This is a genomic window from Hydrogenophaga atypica (genome assembly GCF_042665215.1).
Lineage (GTDB): Bacteria > Pseudomonadota > Gammaproteobacteria > Burkholderiales > Burkholderiaceae_C > Hydrogenophaga > Hydrogenophaga defluvii_A.
The window spans coordinates 339,854-358,921 of record NZ_JBHTCA010000002.1; the positions used below are offsets into that span (position 1 = coordinate 339,854).

General features: G+C 66.3%; 22 protein-coding genes and 1 pseudogene. 10 read left to right on the forward strand and 13 right to left on the reverse strand.

The window, feature by feature from the left end:
* The first annotated feature begins 32 nt into the window (after nt 1-32).
* The gene (locus ACFQPB_RS03985) at nt 33-1,031 is read left to right on the forward strand and encodes a GNAT family N-acetyltransferase (protein ID WP_382219931.1); all 999 of its coding nucleotides are present in this window, start codon (nt 33-35) and stop codon (nt 1,029-1,031) included.
* A 29-nt stretch (nt 1,032-1,060) separates the two neighbouring features.
* On the opposite strand, the gene ACFQPB_RS03990 is transcribed toward ACFQPB_RS03985, so the two are convergent.
* The 3 genes from ACFQPB_RS03990 to ACFQPB_RS04000 form a co-directional block, all read right to left on the reverse strand.
* Nucleotides 1,061-1,378: a type II toxin-antitoxin system RelE/ParE family toxin gene (locus tag ACFQPB_RS03990; RefSeq protein ID WP_382219933.1), complete on the reverse strand. Its 318-nt coding sequence runs from the start codon at nt 1,376-1,378 to the stop codon at nt 1,061-1,063.
* Nucleotides 1,378-1,656 (reverse strand): YlcI/YnfO family protein, encoded by a 279-nt coding sequence (locus tag ACFQPB_RS03995; protein WP_382201182.1) that lies wholly within the window; start codon nt 1,654-1,656, stop codon nt 1,378-1,380. The genes ACFQPB_RS03990 and ACFQPB_RS03995 overlap by 1 nt, the downstream gene beginning before the upstream one ends.
* Before the next feature lie 63 nt (nt 1,657-1,719).
* A complete protein-coding gene (locus ACFQPB_RS04000) occupies nt 1,720-2,586 on the reverse strand; it encodes a transglutaminase-like domain-containing protein (RefSeq protein WP_382219935.1) in 867 nt (288 codons plus the stop codon).
* Between the two features lie 125 nt (nt 2,587-2,711).
* Here ACFQPB_RS04000 and ACFQPB_RS04005 point away from each other — a divergent pair, with 125 nt between their 5' ends.
* Nucleotides 2,712-2,990, forward strand: coding sequence for a cupin domain-containing protein (locus tag ACFQPB_RS04005; protein WP_382219937.1), 279 nt, complete (start codon nt 2,712-2,714; stop codon nt 2,988-2,990).
* Between the two features lie 22 nt (nt 2,991-3,012).
* On the opposite strand, the gene ACFQPB_RS04010 is transcribed toward ACFQPB_RS04005, so the two are convergent.
* Both ACFQPB_RS04010 and ACFQPB_RS04015 read right to left on the reverse strand, forming a co-directional pair.
* Nucleotides 3,013-4,296 (reverse strand): FIST signal transduction protein, encoded by a 1,284-nt coding sequence (locus ACFQPB_RS04010; protein ID WP_382219939.1) that lies wholly within the window; start codon nt 4,294-4,296, stop codon nt 3,013-3,015.
* A 1-nt stretch (nt 4,297) separates the two neighbouring features.
* A complete protein-coding gene (locus ACFQPB_RS04015; protein ID WP_382219941.1) occupies nt 4,298-5,293 on the reverse strand; it encodes a PhaM family polyhydroxyalkanoate granule multifunctional regulatory protein in 996 nt (331 codons plus the stop codon).
* A gap of 160 nt (nt 5,294-5,453) precedes the next feature.
* Here ACFQPB_RS04015 and ACFQPB_RS04020 point away from each other — a divergent pair, with 160 nt between their 5' ends.
* From ACFQPB_RS04020 to ACFQPB_RS04035, 4 genes are read left to right on the forward strand one after another with little or no spacing between them, the layout of a single operon-like run.
* Complete coding sequence (locus tag ACFQPB_RS04020) at nt 5,454-5,840, forward strand: TraR/DksA family transcriptional regulator (RefSeq protein WP_382201190.1); 387 nt, start codon at nt 5,454-5,456, stop codon at nt 5,838-5,840.
* A 32-nt stretch (nt 5,841-5,872) separates the two neighbouring features.
* Nucleotides 5,873-6,250 carry a hypothetical protein gene (locus ACFQPB_RS04025; protein WP_382219943.1) on the forward strand — a complete coding sequence of 126 codons (378 nt, stop codon included), beginning with the start codon at nt 5,873-5,875 and terminating at the stop codon, nt 6,248-6,250.
* A gap of 31 nt (nt 6,251-6,281) precedes the next feature.
* Nucleotides 6,282-6,704 (forward strand): VOC family protein, encoded by a 423-nt coding sequence (locus ACFQPB_RS04030; protein WP_382201195.1) that lies wholly within the window; start codon nt 6,282-6,284, stop codon nt 6,702-6,704.
* A gap of 7 nt (nt 6,705-6,711) precedes the next feature.
* Nucleotides 6,712-7,092, forward strand: coding sequence for an S-adenosylmethionine decarboxylase family protein (locus tag ACFQPB_RS04035; protein ID WP_382219945.1), 381 nt, complete (start codon nt 6,712-6,714; stop codon nt 7,090-7,092).
* Here the strand turns inward: ACFQPB_RS04035 and ACFQPB_RS04040 are convergent.
* From ACFQPB_RS04040 to ACFQPB_RS04065, 6 genes are read right to left on the reverse strand one after another with little or no spacing between them, the layout of a single operon-like run.
* Nucleotides 7,082-8,647 carry an FAD-dependent oxidoreductase gene (locus ACFQPB_RS04040; RefSeq protein WP_382219947.1) on the reverse strand — a complete coding sequence of 522 codons (1,566 nt, stop codon included), beginning with the start codon at nt 8,645-8,647 and terminating at the stop codon, nt 7,082-7,084. The two genes, ACFQPB_RS04035 and ACFQPB_RS04040, sit on opposite strands and share 11 nt — an antisense overlap.
* Before the next feature lie 8 nt (nt 8,648-8,655).
* Complete coding sequence (locus tag ACFQPB_RS04045; protein WP_382219949.1) at nt 8,656-10,200, reverse strand: polyamine aminopropyltransferase; 1,545 nt, start codon at nt 10,198-10,200, stop codon at nt 8,656-8,658.
* A complete protein-coding gene (locus ACFQPB_RS04050) occupies nt 10,193-10,414 on the reverse strand; it encodes a DUF350 domain-containing protein (protein WP_382219951.1) in 222 nt (73 codons plus the stop codon). The genes ACFQPB_RS04045 and ACFQPB_RS04050 overlap by 8 nt, the downstream gene beginning before the upstream one ends.
* Before the next feature lie 32 nt (nt 10,415-10,446).
* The gene (locus ACFQPB_RS04055) at nt 10,447-11,943 is read right to left on the reverse strand and encodes a DUF4178 domain-containing protein (RefSeq protein WP_382220123.1); all 1,497 of its coding nucleotides are present in this window, start codon (nt 11,941-11,943) and stop codon (nt 10,447-10,449) included.
* A 15-nt stretch (nt 11,944-11,958) separates the two neighbouring features.
* On the reverse strand, nt 11,959-12,999 hold the full coding sequence (locus ACFQPB_RS04060) for an SPFH domain-containing protein (protein ID WP_382219953.1): 1,041 nt from the start codon (nt 12,997-12,999) through the stop codon (nt 11,959-11,961).
* 46 nt (nt 13,000-13,045) lie between these two features.
* Nucleotides 13,046-14,059: a fumarylacetoacetate hydrolase family protein gene (locus ACFQPB_RS04065; protein WP_382219955.1), complete on the reverse strand. Its 1,014-nt coding sequence runs from the start codon at nt 14,057-14,059 to the stop codon at nt 13,046-13,048.
* A 41-nt stretch (nt 14,060-14,100) separates the two neighbouring features.
* Here ACFQPB_RS04065 and ACFQPB_RS04070 point away from each other — a divergent pair, with 41 nt between their 5' ends.
* Both ACFQPB_RS04070 and ACFQPB_RS04075 read left to right on the forward strand, forming a co-directional pair.
* Complete coding sequence (locus ACFQPB_RS04070) at nt 14,101-15,171, forward strand: DUF3108 domain-containing protein (RefSeq protein WP_382219957.1); 1,071 nt, start codon at nt 14,101-14,103, stop codon at nt 15,169-15,171.
* 125 nt (nt 15,172-15,296) lie between these two features.
* Nucleotides 15,297-15,578 carry a BTH_I0359 family protein gene (locus ACFQPB_RS04075; protein ID WP_382219959.1) on the forward strand — a complete coding sequence of 94 codons (282 nt, stop codon included), beginning with the start codon at nt 15,297-15,299 and terminating at the stop codon, nt 15,576-15,578.
* A gap of 55 nt (nt 15,579-15,633) precedes the next feature.
* Here ACFQPB_RS04075 and ACFQPB_RS04080 read toward each other — a convergent pair whose 3' ends face one another.
* Nucleotides 15,634-16,716 carry an AbrB family transcriptional regulator gene (locus ACFQPB_RS04080; protein ID WP_382219961.1) on the reverse strand — a complete coding sequence of 361 codons (1,083 nt, stop codon included), beginning with the start codon at nt 16,714-16,716 and terminating at the stop codon, nt 15,634-15,636.
* A gap of 162 nt (nt 16,717-16,878) precedes the next feature.
* Here ACFQPB_RS04080 and ACFQPB_RS04085 point away from each other — a divergent pair.
* A pseudogene (locus tag ACFQPB_RS04085) lies at nt 16,879-16,995 on the forward strand (ChaN family lipoprotein); the annotation flags it as partial.
* Nucleotides 16,996-17,065: 70 nt separating this feature from the next.
* Nucleotides 17,066-17,635, forward strand: a complete 570-nt coding sequence (locus ACFQPB_RS04090; protein ID WP_382219963.1) for a ChaN family lipoprotein — start codon at nt 17,066-17,068, stop codon at nt 17,633-17,635.
* On the opposite strand, the gene aptA is transcribed toward ACFQPB_RS04090, so the two are convergent.
* The gene (aptA, locus tag ACFQPB_RS04095; RefSeq protein WP_382219965.1) at nt 17,636-18,976 is read right to left on the reverse strand and encodes an omega-aminotransferase AptA; all 1,341 of its coding nucleotides are present in this window, start codon (nt 18,974-18,976) and stop codon (nt 17,636-17,638) included.
* Between the last annotated feature and the right edge of the window lie 92 nt (nt 18,977-19,068).

Sequence of the window (19,068 nt, forward strand, 5' to 3'; positions counted from 1 at the left end):
GGCAGAGAAGGCGTGAAACGGGAGAAAGAACGATGCACCACCCAGCCCATAAACTGATGTACCGCGCCTTTGCAGGGCCTTCGGACTTCGAGGCCATGGTGGCCTGCGCCAACGCAAGTTTTGCCGCAGACCAGACCGGATGGTTTCGACGGGTCGAAGACGTGGCGCGGGATTACGCCGCATTCACCACCTGCGTGCCAGAGCGAGATGTTTGGATCGCTGACGCTGGCGACGAAATCGCCGGTTACGTGCGTGCCTGGCACTGGGCACAGGCAGACGGTCTGCAGCTGTACTCCCAATTTGCCGTTGTGGCACCGCAGTGGCGCCGCCAGGGCATCGGTAAAGCTTTGCACGCATGGCTGGAGTCGCGTCAGCGTGAGATGGCAAAAGCACACGGCCCCCATCTGCGGCATGCCCACCATGCGTTCGTCACTCAAGGCGAAATTGCACGTGCGGCCTTGCTGGAGAAGTCCGGCTACCGGCCTGAACGCTATTTCTTCACCATGGAGCGCGCCTCGCTCCATGACATTGCCGACTTCTCCCTGCCCGATGGACTGGAAGTTCGGCCGGTGCAACCCGAACACCACCACGCCATCTGGGATGCCCACACGAAAGCGTTCCAAACCCACTGGGGCTACTGCCCACCCGACGAAGCCGACTACCAGCGCTGGCTGGTGAGTCAGGTGTTCCAGCCGCACCTGTGGCAGGTGGCCTGGGATGCGCAAACCAACCAGGTGGCGGGTCAGGTTCGCGCGTACATCGACGACACATGGAACGCGGGGAACGGCCGTCTACGGGGTTGGACAGAATTCGTCAGCGTAGGCGAACCCTGGCGCCGCCGAGGTCTCGCGCGAGCACTCATTTCCCGCAGCCTTCGCGCCCAGGCGGCGGCAGGCATGACCGAGTCGGCACTGGGGGTGAACAGCCAGAACGGCAGTGGCGCGAACCGCGTCTACGAAGACTGCGGATTTGTGGTCACGCGCCGCAACTGTGTCTACCGAAAACCGATTCAGTGGAGCACAAGCGAATGACGCTGAGTTGAGCCAGTGAACGGGGCGCGTCAGTGGTAATCGTCCTCGCGTTGATGGCGCACAGCACCCACGATCACGCGACGTTGGTCCACGATCTCGAACAAGACCACATAACCCGACCCACCGAATGGAATGACGAGTTCGCGCAGAAACGGGTTGCTACCAGCCTTGCGGCACGCGAACGGGGACCGCTCCAACAGCGCGAGGCCGTCCCGGATGGCTCGCAGCGCACGGGCGGGGATGTCGAAATCGCCGGTTTCGCTGTCAAGTTCGCGCTGCAGCGCAAAATCGAACAGCACCTCCAAGTCACGGGCCGCCGCCTCGCTGAAAATCACCCGAAAGGACATCAGCCGCGCTGCGCACGAGCCAACTTGGCCGCATCCAAATGCGTTTGTAGGCGAGTCAGCATCTCGTCGGCCGGCACACCGGCGCCGGTGCGCTGGGTGTCCTGAATGGCCGCGATGCCACGTCGCACAAACTCAGCCTGGTGCTTGCGCTTTTCGACCACGCTGCGCACCGCACTCTCGACAAATTGCGACAGCGTTTCGCCATCTTCCAGCACGCCTTCTAGCTCTTGCCGGAATTCGGGCGCAACACGCACGGGAGGGAGTGAGGCGGTTTTCATGCCTCAAATGTATTGCATATGCAATGCACATCACAGGCATCTGCAGGCACAGCCTCTCGCACATCAAGGCAGCACCACCCCCGCATCGGTGGACAGCGCGTAGGCACTGTGGATGGGCACCGGGCTGCCGGCCACAGGCACGGCGCTGATGACGGGTGCCTGCGTCTTGACACCGCCAAAAATCGTGGCGAAGGCGACATCGGCGGCATCTCGCCCGGTGCCGATGCGCACAAAACCCATGGGGATGCCGGTGCCCGAGGGGTCGAAGATGTACCAGCGCCCGCCCAGATAGACCTCCACGTAGGCGTGGAAGTCGGGTGGGCCCAGGGCGGGATCGGCGCCGTAGTCGGTGCCGGTGGCGATGCGCGCGGGGATGTTGAGCGCGCGCAGCAGCGCGATCATCAGGTGCGCAAAATCGCGGCACACGCCCACCTGTTCGATCAGCGTGTCCACCGCCGAGGTGTTGCCGTTGGTGGTGTTGGAGGTGAAGGTGACGTGGCGCTGCACCCACTGTTGCACCGCCAGCACACGGCCATGTCCCTGCCACAAGGTGCCAAAAGCCTGGTTGGCCAGGCGGCCCAGGCGGTCCGACTGGCAGTAGCGGCTGGGGTAGATGTAGCCCAGCACCTCGGGTGGCAGTTGCGCCACCGGCACCTCGGGCAACTGGGTGGGCAGCACGCTGTGGTGGTCGATCTCGACCAGCGCGGTGTAGACCAGCTTGAGCGGCCCAGGGCCGGCGCGCAGGCGCAGCAGGCGGTTGCCGGTGTGGCGGTCTGTCTGCAGCAGTGGCGCCAGCGGCTGGCTCAGCCACAGGTTTTCGTTCAGCACACGCTGTTGCGATGTGAGTGCGGGGTGGATGTTGAGAATGAAGTCGGCACCGAAGGCATCGATGTCGTAGTTCAGTTCGATGCGCAGGTCGAGGCGGATCATGGTGTGGGCGCAGCGCGCGGGTCGCTGAGGCCCTCCTAACGTAAAGCGTTGAGTATGCGCCTGTGCATGCAAAGGCCATGCCCGCGCCGCCAGCAGGGATGAGGCGCGGGGCACAAAATCGCGCCATGAACACCGAATCCTTCGAGGCATTCAAGGCCCATTGGCTGGCACACGGTTTTGACGAGGTGCTGGAGCGCGACTGGGCACCCGGCACGGTGCTGGAAACCCATTCGCACCCCTTTGTGGCGCAAGCGTTGGTGACGCGCGGCGAGATGTGGCTGGGTGTGAACGGCAAGACCTTGCACCTGCGCCCCGGCGACACCTTTGCGTTGGACCGCGACGCGCCCCACACCGAGCGCTACGGCCCCGAGGGCGCCACCTATTGGGTGGCCCGCAAGAGCTGAGCCGGCCACACCTCAAGTGGCCTCAGGCGGTGTCGGCAAACACCGTCAGCACGCCGGTATAACCGTAGAGCCGGTGGTGGGCAATTTCGCCTGCGGCGAAGAACCCCACCAGGGGCACGTCGCCCAACGCGCGTCGGATGATCTGCAACTCGGCGCTGGGACCACCAAAATGCAGCCCCCCGCGCCCGGTGCAGCTCACGTAGACCGCACCGCGCATGCGCGGCGGCGCCTGCGGGCCTTCGGCGCCGGCCGCGCCCGCCATGGCCGCCGCCTCAACGCTCAGCAGTTCCGGCTCCAGTTCCTCGCGCACCTCGGCACACACCCGGATCAGGTCGGCGCGTGCGGCGCCAACGTGGCGCTCACAAAAGCTCAGTTGTGCGCCCACGGGTGCCACATCGGCCACCGCAATGCCACGGCGCATCGGGTCCAGGCCAATCAGGTGACGCACCAGCACTTCGGGGCCAAATGCGCCTGGGCGCTGCGGGGTGATGCCTGCGCCCTGGGGTTCGTCCAGCGTGAGCCCGACCAGGGTTTGGCGCAGCCGCGTCATGGCCACCTGCGGCTCGTCCAGCGAGACACCCAACGCGCTCAAGAGCACGTCCAGCGCAGGCTCACCGTCCAGGCTCAGCACCACGTTGCGGTCGGCGGCGGTCACGCGGTGGGTGCGTCCCACCGGGTGGGCGCCTTGGGTCACCCGCGACACCAGCGCCACGTCAGGGCCAAAAGCCACACCACTCAACCCGCCATGGAACACCCCGCCGGCCGCACCCTGCCCGCTCAGGTGGCCGCCACTGCCCAGCGCAAACTGCACGGTGTCGCTGCGGCTGGAGGCCAGGCCGCCAAACACATAGCCGCTGGCGGTGCGCTCGGCCATTTCTGCGATCAGTTCGGCCACGTCAGGCGTCTGGGCGTCGGCGTGCAGCAAGGCGGTGTGGGCCACAAAACCGCCTGCGCCGCCATGGGCTGCGGGCAAGGGCGCCACGCCACTGAACACGCGGTACTGGTCGGGCGCCAGATCGCACAACATCACGGCCATGGCCGGTTCGTCAAAGTACTCGACGTTGGTGGCGGCAATGCCCACGCCCACGGTACCCGCCCAATCCGTCACCTCGGGCAGCTCGGCGCTCAGGTGGTCGAGGATGTCGTGCGCGGCCTCGGCGTAGTGGTCCGTGATGTAGAGCAGAGCCAGGCCGGGCGCACCGGCATGCTCAGGCAGGGCCAGTTGCGCACGCAGTTGGGCCAGCACCAGCGCGGCGGCCATGCGCCATTGCGGGTGGGTGGCATGGGCCAGCGCAAAACGTTTCATGTCACCCCGGGCGCTTTTTGACTGCGGCTTTTTTGGCCGTGGCTTTTTTGGCGGGCGCCTTGTTGGCGGCTGCCTTGCGGGCCGGCTTCTTGGCGGCAGGCTTGTCCAGCTCGGGCGACACGGCGCCGGGAATCGGCCAGGCGGCAGACTTGAGCGCGTTGCCACGGCCCCGCCCACCCACGCCCGTGACGGCCTTGCCCAGCGCGGCGGCAGCGCCCACTGTGTCCGACACCGTCTTGGCCACGTTGCCGGCCATGCCGGTGGCTGCCTTCATGGCCTCACCGGTCAAGCCGCTGGCCACGTTGCGGGTCACGTCCAGGCTCGACTGTTTGGCGGCGTCTTTCAGTGCGTTGCCAGCGATGGTCTGGAACTGCTGGCTCAGCGCCCCCCACCATTGCATGGGATCGACCACGCCGGGCATGGCCGGCGCGTCCGCGCTGGGGGCATGGGGTTTTTTGGCTGTGGCTTTGCGCGGCGCGGGCGGTGGTGCCGGCTCCGGTTCGGGCACGGGTTCTGGCGCCGGGGCATCGACGTGCACCGCAGGCGCCTGCGCGTGGTAGGCGCTGGGCGGTATTTCCAGCCCGGCAAACTGGGTAGGCGTGCGGCCGGCCACGCTGTGGGCGGTGCTGGCCACACCCGAGGCCACACCGGCCACGGTGTCGGCCGCCTTGATCTTGAGCGCGTTGGCCACGTCGCCCAGGCTGAAGTTCATGCCCTTCAAAGTGGCCAGCGTCATCTTCTGCACCTCCAGCGCCTGAATGGTGGCGCCCAGGGCCTTGCTGTTCTGATCGAGCCAGAAATGCACCGCCTTGAGTTCGTCGATGCGTTTGTCCAGCTCCTCCACGTTGAAGGTAGGCGCGATCCAGTTGCCCAGCGCGGGCATTTGCGGCAGGTTTTGCTGCACCCCCTGTGCCACACCCCCTGCGGCCTGTTTGGCCAGGCTCTGCAGGAAATCGAAACCCGGCACGTATTTGCCAAAACCCAGGGGATCGCTCATGACTTGCTCCGCGTTGTTTGCTGCGTGGAGCCAGCTTACCGCAAGCGAGAAGCGCTGACCATGGGGGACTTATCCCGGATGCGGTTGACGTGTGTCAAAGCGACCAACGCACCGGCGGCGCATGATGAAACCCAAGCAGCAAACACCTTCAGGAGACCCGATGAGCACCCCGATATCCGACACCTTTGGCGACCAGTTGCGCCAGATGCGCAGCGATGTGTTGGCCCAGCTGCGCGCCCAGCGCGGCGGGCGCATTGGCCGCGCCGAAGCCGCAGCCGAAGCGCGCGACAACGTGGGCGATGACTGGGCGCAGGCCGATGCCGAACGCGACCTCAGCATCGCGCTGGAAGAACGCGAATCCGCCGAGCTGGTGGCCATCGACGCCGCACTCAAGCGCATCGCCGACGGCAGCTACGGCCTGTGTGTGGACTGCGGCGTGTCGATCGCCACCGCCCGCCTGCACGCCAACCCCACCGCTCAACGCTGCGTGGCCTGCCAGGACAAGGCCGAACACGCCCAAGGCGGCGTGAACGCCCCCAAGATGTGACCCGATTTTTTGTTGAAACAGGAGCCCATTGAATGACCACTTTCCACGCCGTTGTCTGGATCGACCACACCCAAGCCCACGTGTTGATGTTCGACCGCGAGCACGTTGAAGCCCAGCGCGTCAAGGCACGCAGCCAACACACCCCCAAACACGGCCACGTGGGCGCCGACAAGGCCTTTTTTGAAGACGTTGCCCAGGCCCTGCAAGGCGTGAGCGAAGTGCTGGTGACCGGCCCGGCCAACGCCAAGATCGAGTTTCGCGACTTCTGCAAACACCACGCCCACGCGGTGGACAAAGCCATCGTCGACGTGGTGACGGCCGACCACCCCACCGACGCCCAACTGGTGGCCATGGCGCGCCAGTATTTCGTGAAGTTCGACCAGAAGGCCGCCGACCCGACACAGCGCTGAGCGCGGCACAGGCTGCGCTATCCTTGGGCGCATGAACACCCCACGCAGCCTGTTCCACTTCGCCTTCAACGTCACCGACCTCGACACCGCGCGCCGCTTTTACGGCGGTGTGCTGGGCTGCACCGAGGGCCGGAGCACCGACACCTGGGTGGATTTCGATTTCTTCGGCCACCAGATCTCGCTGCACCTGGGCCAGCCCTTCCCCACCGCCAACACCGGCCACGTGGGCGACAAGCTGGTGCCCATGCCACACTTCGGCCTGATCCTGGAACAAGCCACTTGGCAGGCGCTGGCCGACCGCCTGAGCGCCGCCGGCACCGACTTCGTGCTGCCGCCCCAGCTGCGTTTTGCCGGCCAGCCCGGCGAACAGTGGACCATGTTCTTCCGCGACCCCTTTGGCAACCCGATCGAGGTCAAGGGCTTCGCCTCGCTGGACACGGTGTACGCCACCTGAGGTTGCGGTGGACGGCCTGCACCTCACCGCCGATTTGCGCGGCTGCCGCTGCGACGGCACCTGGCTGACCGACGCGGACCGACTGCTGGCGCGTTGTGTGGCATTGGTGCAAACGGCTGGCCTGCAAGCGGTGGCGCAACTCGCGCACACCTTCCCCGCCACAACACATGGCCCCGGCGGCGTGACAGCCACGGTGCTGCTGGCCGAATCCCATCTGTGTGTGCACACCTGGCCCGAGCAGCGCGGCGCCACGCTGGACGTCTACGTGTGCAACCTGGGCGCCGACCATTCGGCCAAGGCGCACCAGCTGTTGTCATCGCTGCTGGTGCTGTTCGATGCAGAGCAGGTGCAGCAGCAGGCGTTGCAGCGCGGCAGCGTCAGCCCTTGAACCCAGCGATGGCAGCGCCCGCCAAGTGCCCGCGCGTGAAGGCCTCCTCAAACACCGAATAGCCCGACCAGTCGCTTTGCGCAAAGTGCAGCCGGCCCGCGCGTGTGGGCCACACCACCTGCGCGCCCGGCGTGGGCATGGCCATGGCGTGGCCGTAGCGGGTGATGTCCACGCGCTGCAACGGTTCACGCAGGTCGGGGTGGGCCACAGACAACTCGGCCAGCGCCTGGTCGCGCCAGTGTGTCCAGGGCTTGTCCAGCAAGGCACGCCGCGCCGCCGCAGCGGCGTCGCCCAGCGGCAGGTACCAGGTCAGCACCGTGGCGCCCCGGCGTGGGTTGAGCGACTGGTGGCTCGCGTCCACATAGCCCAGGCCGGCGCTCCCAAACAACACGTTGTCCCAGCTGGGGGGTGCGCCAGGGCGGTCGCGCAGCGGCGCGCGCAAGCGCAGGTTGGCCACCAGCCAGGGTGCATAGGTCAGACGCTGAGCGGCCTGGCGCACAAAGTCCGGCGGGTTCTGCAACACACGCGCCGCCACCAACACCGGCAAGGCCACCACACAACGCTCGGCCAGCCAGCGTTCAGTGTGGCCTGTGGCGTGGTCCAGCGCATCCACCGCCACGCCGTGTGGGTGCGCCTCGATGCGCAGGACCGTGCGCCCCGTGTGGATGCGTTCGGCGCAGGACAAGGCCAGGCGCTGCGTCAGCCAGGCGTTGCCTTCGGGCCAGGTGAGCACCGGCTCCGCGTCGGTGTCGCGCTCACCCGGCGCGTGAAAGCCGTGCCGGCTGGCAAAGTAGTGCAAACCGGCCCAGGCCGACACCACGACGGTGCCAGCACCGTAGTCGTCGCGGCAGGCGTAATCGAGGTACCAGCGCAGGTGACGGTCGGTCAACCCTTCGCGGTCGAGCCAATGCGCAAAGGTCTGGCCCGACAAAGCCTGCGTCAACGGTGTGATGGGCGCACGCAACGTGGGCATGGCAAACCGCGTCTGCGCCATCGCCTCGCGCACGAGGTGCGCAAAACGGCGGTACTGCGCCAGGGTGTCGGGCGGCACACCGTCCAAGGGCAGCAGGCCTTCTTGCCATTGGCCCTGAAAAAACAGCCGCTCCTGCGGGCTGTGGCACAGGTGGCGTTCGTCGTACACCCACCGGCCGGCCACCCGCTGGCGCAGGCCGAGTTCTTCCAGCAGGTCTTGCACCTCATGGGCGTTGTCACCGGGCAGTGGCAGGTAGTGCGCGCCCAGCGGGCAGGCCAGGCCGTCCATGAGGCCGGCGCGGGCGTTGCCGCCGGCTTGGTCTTCCAGCTCCAACAGGGCAAAGTCGTCCACACCACCCAGCCGAAGTGCGCGCGCGGCGGCCAGGCCGGCCACACCGCCGCCAGCGATCAGCACGCGGGTGCGGCGGGTGCGGTCTGGCGTGCGTGTGGTGGGCTCGCGCAGCACATGGCCGCGCTCGGGATGGGTGCCCACAAAACCGCCGGTGATCTCGGGTGTTTCGCCGCAACCCGCCAGGGCCAACGCGCCCGCAGCACCCAACAAGTCGCGCCGACGCAGCGTCATGTGGCGTGTCACGGCAGCGCCCGGCCCCATTCCTGCTCGTAGGTGTGCACCAGCACCTGGTTGGACAGGCGGTTCACCTCAGTAGGCACGCGGGCCATGTCGGCCGGAAAATCGAACAGCAGGCGCAGCGTCTCGGGCGTGAGGAAGCGCAGGCCTGGCGGCAACTGCGCAGGGGGCGTGTAGGGCCGGCGGCTGGCGATCACAAAGCCCCATTCACCAAAACTGGGCACGTGGGCGTGGTAGGGCGCGGTGCGCAGGCCCACCGACTCCATGGTGGTCACCACGGTCCAGAAGCTCTGGCGCGCCACCAGCGGCGAGGTCGTCTGCATGACCGCAAAACCGCTGGCCGACAGGCGCCGTTGCAGGCTGGCAAAAAAGGCGTTGGTGTAGAGCTTGCCAATGGAAAAATTGGTGGGGTCGGGGAAGTCCACCACGATGACGTCGAAGCTGTCGCCGTCCTGCTCCAGCCACTTGAACGCGTCGGTGTTGACGATGCTGAGCTTGGGCGAATGCAGGGCGTCGGCGTTGAGCGCGCGCAGCGCCGGGTTCTGCGAGAACAGGCGCGTCATGTGCGGGTCTAACTCCACCAGGGTAACGGACTCGACACCGGGGTAACGCAGCACCTCGCGCACCGCCATGCCGTCGCCACCACCCAGCACCGCCACGCGGCGCGGTGTGCCGCCGCCCTGCGCAAAAGCGGCCATGGCCGGGTGCACCAGGGCTTCGTGGTAACGGTATTCATCGCGCTCGGCAAACTGCAGGTTGCCGTTGAGGTAGAGCCGGTGGCCGGCGCGGCCGTGTGTCAACACGATGCGCTGCCAGTCAGACGACTCGGCCAACACGATACGGTCCTGGTAGAAGCGGTCTTCGGCCAAGGTGGTGAGTTGCTGCGCGCCGAACCAGCCGGTGGTGAGCGCGCCCAGCGTCAACACGGCAGCGGCCAGGTGGGCCAGGCGGTGTGGCAGCTCGTGGCGAAACAGCCACCAGGCCCACAGCGCCACAGCCGCGTTCATCAGCCCAAACAGCAGCCCGGTGCGAACCAGGCCCAGCTGTGGCACCAGCCACAGCGGGAAGACGACGGACACGGCCAGTGCGCCCAGATAGTCGAAGGTGAGCACCTGCGAGACCAGGTCTTTGAGCGCCACGTTGCGCTTGAGGATGCGCATGACCAGCGGGATCTCCAGCCCCACCAACGTGCCCACCACCAGCACCAGGCCGTAGAGCAGGAAACGGAAGCTGTCGGGCACAAACGCGTTGGCCAGAAACAGCGTGGCCGGCAGCAGCCCACCGATCAGTGCGACCAGCAGTTCAATGCGCAGGAAATGCGCCGGCAGCTGGCGCTCGAAAAACCGCGACAGCCACGAGCCGATGCCCATGGCAAACAAATACGTGCCGATGACGGTGGAGAACTGCAGCACCGAGTCGCCCAGCACATAAGACGCCAGGGCGCCGGCCGCGAGTTCGTACACCAGCCCACAGGCCGCCACCACAAACACGCTGGCCAGCAGCGCAACCTCGACCGGGCGCGGCGGGGCGCGCTCGGAACTACCCATGAATCGCTGCAGCGACGATGACGGAAATGCCCAGGCACATCGCGCCCACCACCACGCCCAGTGCCACGTTCTGTTTTTCCACCAGCTCTTCCCACAGGTTGTAGGGCGTGAGTTTGTCGATGACGATGAAGCTGAGCCAGAACACCAGCACGCCGATCAGCGCGTACAAGATGGAGCCAAAAACGGCACCGGCTCTCAACCATTCCATGCCCATGTGGACCTCCAGTCAAAAAGTTGTTGAAACGTTCATTTGTGGCCCCCACCGCTGGACCAGCCGCCAAACGAACCGCCCGAGCTGCGGTAGCTGCTGCTGCAGTTTTCCACCGCCGGGTCGCAGCTGCTGCAGCGGCTTTCCAGCATGGACAGCAGAACAAGCACCACGACGATGATGACAAAGGTGCGGAAGTTGCTGCCCACGCTCCGACTCACCGGCGAGGCATCGGCGCGTTCAAACAGCCCTTTTTGCGCCGCCAGGCCAAAGGCCTTGGCCACGGTGTCGGCGCTGAGGCGGTTGCCGCTGGACCAAGTCAGTTCGTTCTGCGTCTGCTCCAGGGACAACAAGGCCGGGCCATGGGCGAAATCGCGGTGGAAACTTTTCTGCCCGCGCTCGACCTTCCAGTAAAACTCACCGGCCACGTAGGTGGTTTCGGCGTTGTAGGCGTATTGCAGTTTGTAGTGGGTGCCCAGGTAGCTCGCGCTCTGGCCGTTGCCGGTCATGACGGGTGCGCCGGTGGTGGGTTTGACCACGCTCCAGCCGTCCTCTGCGTCCACCAAGAAGCAAAACCCGCGCTTGCGGTTGAACAGCAGGTACTCGCTCCAGCCAAAGTGCTCGTCATCGCCCGGCGCCTGGCCCATGCGGTGCTGGAAACCCACCACCTGCCAATGCACCCCTTGCAACTGGCCGCTGCTGCCCAGCGCGATGAGCGGGCGCACCGGCTCGTCTTGCGCGGCCTTGAGCAGCTCGTGCCCCAGGCCGGCGCTGAGGTCGATGATGCTGTTGCAGGATGCGCAGGTGACACTTTGGCTTTGCTCCAGCGCCACGTCCACCGGCGCGCCGCAATGCGGGCAATTGAAGTGGCGGCCCTTGTCGTCCCGAGTGGATTCGCTGCGCAGCCCCTGGAGCGCCAGGTCTTCGAGCCGCACCTCGCGCCCCAGCGACGCGCTGGGCGGCTGGGTGCCCCAGTCGAGACCACAGACCTCGCCACTGGCGCTGCGCAATTCCACCAAAGCAAAGGGCTGTCCAATGGGCGGCAGGTGCGACAACTCGCCCTCGGCCGCCGCCAGCGACACCGACTGGTTGAATGCCACTGTGTAGGTGGCGCCGTGGATGGCGGTCTGCGCGCCCACGCGCAGGTGCGCGGGGTCGGGCAGGTCGCGCCCGGCGTCCAGCGGCTCGCTGAACACAAAAGCACCGTTGTCCTCGCTCAGCGTGCCGGTGCCACCGTCGTCAAAAGCGATCTGCCACTCGGTCCAGCTGCCGCCCTCGTAGCGGTAGGCCAGGCGTCCCACCACGGTGAAGCCACGTTCAGCCCAGCGCCCGCTGGCCAGCAATTGCAGCGGACTGAAGTCGCTGAACACATCCGCCATTTTGCCCAGACGGGCCAGGTGGTCGCCCTCGCGCACCACGGTGGAGCGGCAAAAGCCGCACACCGCGTGGGTGGACTGGGCGCTGCGGAATTCAACCGGCGCACCACACCCCGGACAGGGCGCGCGGTAGCTGCGCTGGGCGTTGGTGTCGGCCACAGACAAGACAGACCGTCAGACCAGCTTCTTCAGCAGCTCGGCCTTTTTGGCGTCGAACTCCTCGGCCGTGAGGATGCCCTTGGCCTTGAGGTCGGCGAGTTTTTCGAGCAGCACCATCACCTCGTCGGGTTTGACACCCACTGGCGCGGCGGCCGCAGCGGCCGGCGACTGGGCGGCCGGGTTGAGGCCTTGCGCCAGGTTTTGCGCCAACACCTGGCCCAGGGCCACGCCGGCGCCCAGGCCCATGGCGTCACCGGCAATGCCGCTGCCACCGCCCGCCCCTTCGGCAAACTTGGGAATGGCCTGCGCCGTCTGGTACTGCATGAACTTGCCCATGTCGTTGCCGACCATGCCCATGCCAATTTTCTGGTCCAGGATTTTCTGCAGCTCTTCGGGCAGCGACACGTTCTGCACCGTCATGCCTTCGAGCTTGAGGCCGATCTTCTCGAACTCGGGCGCAAGCTGGGTGCTCAGTGCCTGGGCGAAAGCCAGCTGGTTGGCCGCCAAGTCCAGAAATGCGATGCCGCTGGACGCGATGGCGTTGCTGATGTTCTGCAACACCAGGCCGCGCAGCTGGCCGTCCAGATCGGCCACGGTGTAGGTCTCGCGTGTGCCCGAAATGTCGGTGTGGAAGCGCTTGGGATCGGCCACGCGGTAGGCGTAGTTGCCAAAGGCACGCAGGCGGACGGCACCAAAGTCGGGGTCGCGCACGGTGATGGGCTGGGGCGTGCCCCACTTCTGGTTCACCTGCTGGCGGGTGCTGAAGAAATACACATCGCTCTTGAACGGCGACTCGAACAGCTTGTCCCAGTTCTTGAGGTAGGTCAGCATCGGCAGCGTCTGGGTGGTGAGCTTGTACATGCCGGGGCCAAACACGTCGGCCACCTGGCCTTCGTTGACGAACACCGCCAGCTGCGACTCGCGCACCGTGAGCGAAGCGCCGTTCTGGATTTCCATGTCGCGCATGGGAAAACGCCAGGCCAGCGTCCCATCGCCCTCTTCCGTCCATTGAATGATGTCAATGAACTGCTTCTTGATGAAATCCATCAACGCCATGGTTCGCCTCCTCGCGAAAGTGTGGGTGCGCTGGAAATGATACGCGTCAGCCAGCGTTCAGCGGTGCGATCTCCTGATCGATGGCGCCAAAAATGCTCTGGCCGTCTTTGCCTTTCATCTCGATGCGGATGGTGTCGCCAAACTTCATGTACTCGGTCTTGGGCGCACCGTCTTGAATCGTCTCGATGGCGCGTTTTTCGGCGATGCAGCTGTAGCCCTTGGGCCAGTCCATGCGGCCGTCCTGCGCCACACCCGGGTTGCTCACGGTGCCGCTGCCCACGATGGAGCCGGCGCGCACGCGGCGCGTCTTGCAGATGTGGGCGATGAGCTGCCCAAAGTGGAACGTCATGTCGGGGCCGGCGTCGCACATGCCGACCTTGCGGCCGTTCCACGTGCTTTGCACCGTGAGGTGCACGCGCCCACCCTGCCAGGCATCGCCCAGCTCGTCGGGCGTGACGGCCACAGGGCTGAAGGCGGTGGCGGGCTTGCTCTGGAAGAAACCAAAGCCTTTGGCCAGCTCGTTGGGGATGAGGTTGCGCAGGCTGACGTCGTTGGCCAACATCAGCAGGCGCACGCCGGCCAGGGCCGCATCGGCGTCAGCGCCCATGGGCACGTCGCCAGTGACGACGGCGATCTCCGCCTCGAAATCGATGCCCATGGCTTCGCTGGGCACCACCACCGGGTCGCAAGCGCCCAGCAGGTCGTCGCTGCCACCCTGGTACATCAGCGGGTCGGTGTAGAAACTGGTCGGCACCTCGGCGCCGCGCGCGCGGCGCACCAGCTCCACATGGTTGATGTAGGCCGAACCATCTGCCCACTGGAAGGCGCGCGGCAAGGGCGCGGCGCACAGACGCGGGTCGAAGTTGAAGCTGTGGCGCGCCTTGCCGTGGTTGAGCGTGACATACAAATCCTGCAACTGCGGGGCGATGAAGTTCCAGTCGTCCAGCGCCTGCTGCAAGGTGTTGGCGATACCGGTGGCGTAGTGGGCGGTGCTGAGGTCGCGCGAGACAACAACCAGTTGGCCGTCGCGCGAGCCGTCCTTGTAGGTGGCGAGTTTCATGGGGCTCCAAGCAGGTCGTTTGGTATTCTAGGTGGGCCACCATGCACGCTTGCGCTCCACGTTCTGCCCATTGGCGCCTGGCCGGCCTGGCCGGCGCGGTGCTGGCCGCGCACGCCTGGCTGCTGGCCTCGCCTTTGCTGCCCGCGTCCGACGCACCGCCGCCGTTGAACGCGCCGCGCCCCTTGCAGACACGCACCGTGTCCCTCGCGCCTGCTGTGGCGACCGGCCCTGCGCCAACGGTACCGCGCGCCCCTCGACAGGTGGCACGCCCCCGCGCTCAGCCATTCACCGCGCCCGCATCGCTGGTGCCCACCACACCCACACCTGAGCCGGTGGCGGCACCTGACGAATCGGTTACCGCCGAGGCCCTGCCCGAAGCCCCTTCGGTCGAGACCGTGGCAAGCACACCGGTGGCGGAGGACGTGGTCGCCGCAACGTCAGGTGATGGTGGCCCACCTGCGGCAGAGCCCGCAGCGGTGCCCTTTTCGCCACCACCCACCGCCCGCCTGAACTACGACGTGGCCGTGGAATACCGGGGTGTGCACCAAACCCTCAACGGCACCCTGGACTGGCAACACGATGGCGAGCGCTACCGCCTGCACATGGCGGTGGCCATGCCTTTTCTGGGCAGCCGGGTGCAGCTCAGCGAAGGCCGGCTGGGCCGCCATGGCATACACCCGCAACGTTTTTCAGAAAAAACCCGCAGCGAACGTGCGGCCCATTTCGACGAAGCGGGCGCCCGCATCCGCTACAGCGCCAACACGCCTGACGCCCCCTTGCTGCCCGGACACCAGGACCGCTTGAGCGTGTTTATGCAGCTCGCCGGCCTGGTGCACGCGCGACCCGAGCGTTTTCCGGCTGGGCACACCATCCACATGCCCACCAGCGGGGTGCGCGATTCGGAAACCTGGGTCTTCGAAGTGAAGGGCACGGAAACCATTGCGCTGCCCCACGGCGACCTGGCCACACTGCACCTGCGCCGCCTGCCGCGCAAAGAATTCGACACCACGGTGGACGTGTGGTTGGCGCCCGCGCTGGGCCACCTGCCGGTGCGCATGCGCCTGCAGGAGGCCAACGGCAATGTGGCCGACCAGCGACTGATCACCCCATGATCCCGCCGGGAACTTGAAATTTCCGCCGAACGGCCCATATAGCCGGTATGCTGAATGCCGATATCCTTACAAAGGACATCAGCATCCCGTCAGCAGATTGGTCGAGTTTCAAGGACATTTCATCCATGCACATGCTCTACGACTCTGAATCCTTCGCGGTGGTCCACATCCAGGCCGACGCGTTGATGGACAACGACGCCGCGCCCGCCGGCCCGCAGCTGGCCCGCCACGGCTTTGAAATCGTGGACAAGCGCTCGGGCAAAGAAATTTACCTCGATGGTTCGTGGGCCGAAATGTTCCAGCAGCGCATCAGCGCCTGGCAGCAGAACACCCCCAGCCAAGAGGAGGTGGAAGACACGCTGGAAGGCTATGCGGTGCTGGCCCAAATGCCCGTCGTGATGCATTGACACGCCTTTCGCCCCACAACAACGCCGGCCCCGTGCCGGCGTTGTTGTTTCTGTATCAAAGCGGCGAACGCGCCGTCCACCAGCGGTACAGGGGCTCGGCCAGCACCAGCACCGCCACCAGGCGGCACACCTGGAATGCCGTGACCACCGGCACACCGAGCTGCAACACCTTGGCGGTGATGGACATCTCGGCAATGCCGCCCGGCGAGGTGCCCAGGATCAAGGTGGCGGGGTGCTGCCCGATCAGCCGCGCCAGGCCCCAGCCAAACACGGCGCAGATGGCCATCATCACCACCGATGCCAGCGCCACCGAGCCCAGCCAGCGCGGTGCGGTGTGCAAAAAAGCCGGGGTGAAGCGCACGCCGAGGCTCACACCAATCGCCAGTTGTGCGGCGTTGGACACCGCCGTGGGAATGGCCGACAACACCTGACCGCTGAGTGTCAGCCCCATGGTCACCACCAGCGCCCCCATGAACCAGGGGTTGGCGCGTCCCAGGCGCTGTGCCACCAGTGCACCTACCAAGGTGAGCGTGGCCAGCAACAGCAACCCGGTCCCGGACACGTCGCGGATGGCGGGCGGCGACAGGTCCAGCCCATGTACGCCCCAGAACAGCATGCCGAAGGGCAGGCAAATGGTCACCATCAGCACGCGCAGGCTGTGGGCAGACGCCACCAGATCGGTGCGGGCACCGGCGCGCTCGGCCAGCAGGGTCATTTCGGAAGCTCCGCCGATGGCCCCCGAGAAGTAGGTGGTGGCACGCAAGCCGGCGGGCGACACGTCGGCCAGATGGCGCGCGTGAACCCACTGCAACCACCGCCCAAAGCCCCAACCCAGCACCAGCGCCCAGGCGATGCCCAGCGCAATCGCCCACCACAGCCCGGCCACCAGCGTGCCCACCTGCGGCGTGAAGTACAGACCCAACGCGGTGCCAATCACCCACTGCCCACCGTTGCGCAAGGGCGCCCAACTGGCGGTACGTGCCCCGGCCAGCGAGGCCACAGCGGTGACCACCAAGGGCCCGAGCATCCAGGGAATGGGGGTGTGCAGCCGAACACACATCACGGCGGCGGCCGCCGCCAGGGCCAATGTGCCCAACACACGAACAGCAAAACCCACGCGCGGGGCACGCGAAAACATCATGAAGTACAGGGGAAATCAAAGGGACGGCGGCAGCGCGCCGCCAGACTGGCCCGATAGTATCGGACCATGAAACGCCTTCGCGTCATGACGCACCTTCCGTGCCTGCTGCTGGCCCTGGCCATGGCAGGCTGTGCCGCCCACCAGCCCCTGGGCGCCATGATGTCCCCCGCCGACGTGCCAGCCACACTGCGCAAGCTCGCGCCCGCACGCTTGCTGTTGCTGGGTGAACAGCACGACGCCGACGCCCATCAGGCGCTGGAGCGTGCCACCGTGGCCCACTTGGCGCAATCCGAACGCTTGACCGCGCTGGTGCTGGAAATGGCCGAGCGGGGTACACACACATGGCTTGGCCGCGGACGCCACGGAAGCGGATGTTCGGTCCCGACTGGCGTGGGACGACGCTGGTTGGCCCTGGACGCGTTACGGGCCGGTGGTGATGACGGCCGTGCGCGCTGGTGTGCCCGTGCTCGGTGGCAACCTGCCCCGCAACGAAATGCGGGCGGCGATGGCCGATGCTTCGCTGGACGCGCGGCTGACGCCGCAGGCCCTGGCGCGCCAACGCGACAACATCCGCGACGGCCACTGCGGCCTGCTGCCAGCGAGCCAACTGACACCCATGGCACGCATCCAAATCGCGCGCGACCTGAGCATGGCTCAGACCATGGCGCAGGCCGCCAGCGCCAGCGGGGTGGTGGTGCTGGTCGCCGGCACCGAGCACGTGCGGCGCAGCCTGGGGGTACCAGCCCACTGGTCGGCTCGGGACCACGCGGACAGTTGGGTGGTGGTGATGCACAGTGGGCCACCCGACGCCAACGCGCGTCTGGGTGTTGACCGGTTGTGGATCACCTCAGCCACCGCCCCGCAAGATCACTGCGCCGAGCTGCGTCGGCGCTGGGGCGAACCGGCGGCGCCTTGATCAGGCCCGTGCCTTGACCGCCTCGGCCAACACCGAGACCATGGTCTCGATGTGCGACTTCTCAACGATGTAGGGCGGGGCGAACACCAGGTTGTCGCCGGCGCTGCGCACCAGCACGCCCTTGTGGTAGCAATCCATGAAGACGTCGAAGGCGCGTTTGCCGGGCAGACCGGGAACGGGCGCGAGCTCCACCACAGCGGCAAGACCCAGGCTGCGGATGCCGATGACGTTGGGCAAGTCTTTGAGGGCGCTGTGCATGGCATCACCCAACACTTTGCCCATTTCGCCGGCGCGGGCAAACAGGTTTTCCTGCTGGAAAAGCTCCAGCGTGGCGATGGCGGCCGCGCAAGCCACGGGGTGGCCGCTGTAGGTGTAGCCGTGGAAGAACTCGATGGCGTGCTCGGGCGCCTTGCTGTGCGCGCCCATCATCGTTTCGTAGATGTGGTCGCGGCAGATCACGCCGCCCAGCGGGATGACGCCGTTGGTGACGCACTTGGCGAAGTTGAGCATGTCGGGCACGACACCATAGAAGTCGGCCGCAAAGTTGGTGCCCATGCGACCAAAACCGGTGATGACCTCGTCAAAAATCAGCAAGATGCCATGTTTGTCGCAAATCTCGCGCAGGCGCTTGAGGTAGCCCTGTGGCGGCAAGTACCAGCCGGCGCTGCCGGCCACGGGCTCCACGATCACCGCCGCCACGTTGCTCGGGTCGTGCAGCGGCAGGATGCGGTTTTCCAGTTCGGTCAGGATGTCTTCCTGCCACACCGGCTCCGCGTTGTGGATGTAGGCGTGGTTGACCGGGTCGTGGATGAAACGCATGTGGTCCACACGCGGCAGCAGCGCGGTGCCAAAGGCTTTGCGGTTGGCCGGAATGCCGCCCACGCTCATGCCCCCAAACCCCACGCCGTGGTAGCCACGTTCGCGGCCGATGAAGACGTTGCGGTGGCCTTCGCCGCGCGCGCGGTGGTAGGCCAGTGCCACCTTCATGGAGGTGTCGGCGGCTTCAGAGCCCGAGTTGCAGAACAGCACCTTGTTGAGATCACCCGGCGCCATGGCGGCAATCATTTCCGCTGCGCGGAAAGCCTTGTCGTTGGTGACGTTGAAAGCGGTGCCGTAGTCCAGCGTGTCGAGCTGCTTCTTGATGGCTTCGTTGATGGGCTTGCGGTTGTGGCCGGCGCCCACACACCACAGGCTGGAAATGCCGTCGATGACCTGGCGGCCGTCGTGGGTGGTGAAGTGCATGCCGTCGGCGGCGACAAAAACCCGGGGGTCGTCCTTGAAGCCGCGGTTGGGGGTGAACGGCAACCAGTGGTTGTCCATGCGGAAATCGTTGTAGGCCATGGGTGTCTCCTGCGGTGAAAACATTGAAACGTCGGCCATTGTGGCACTTTGGGCACGCAGGGGTCAGCGGCCGGGGGGTGCCGCCGATCTGG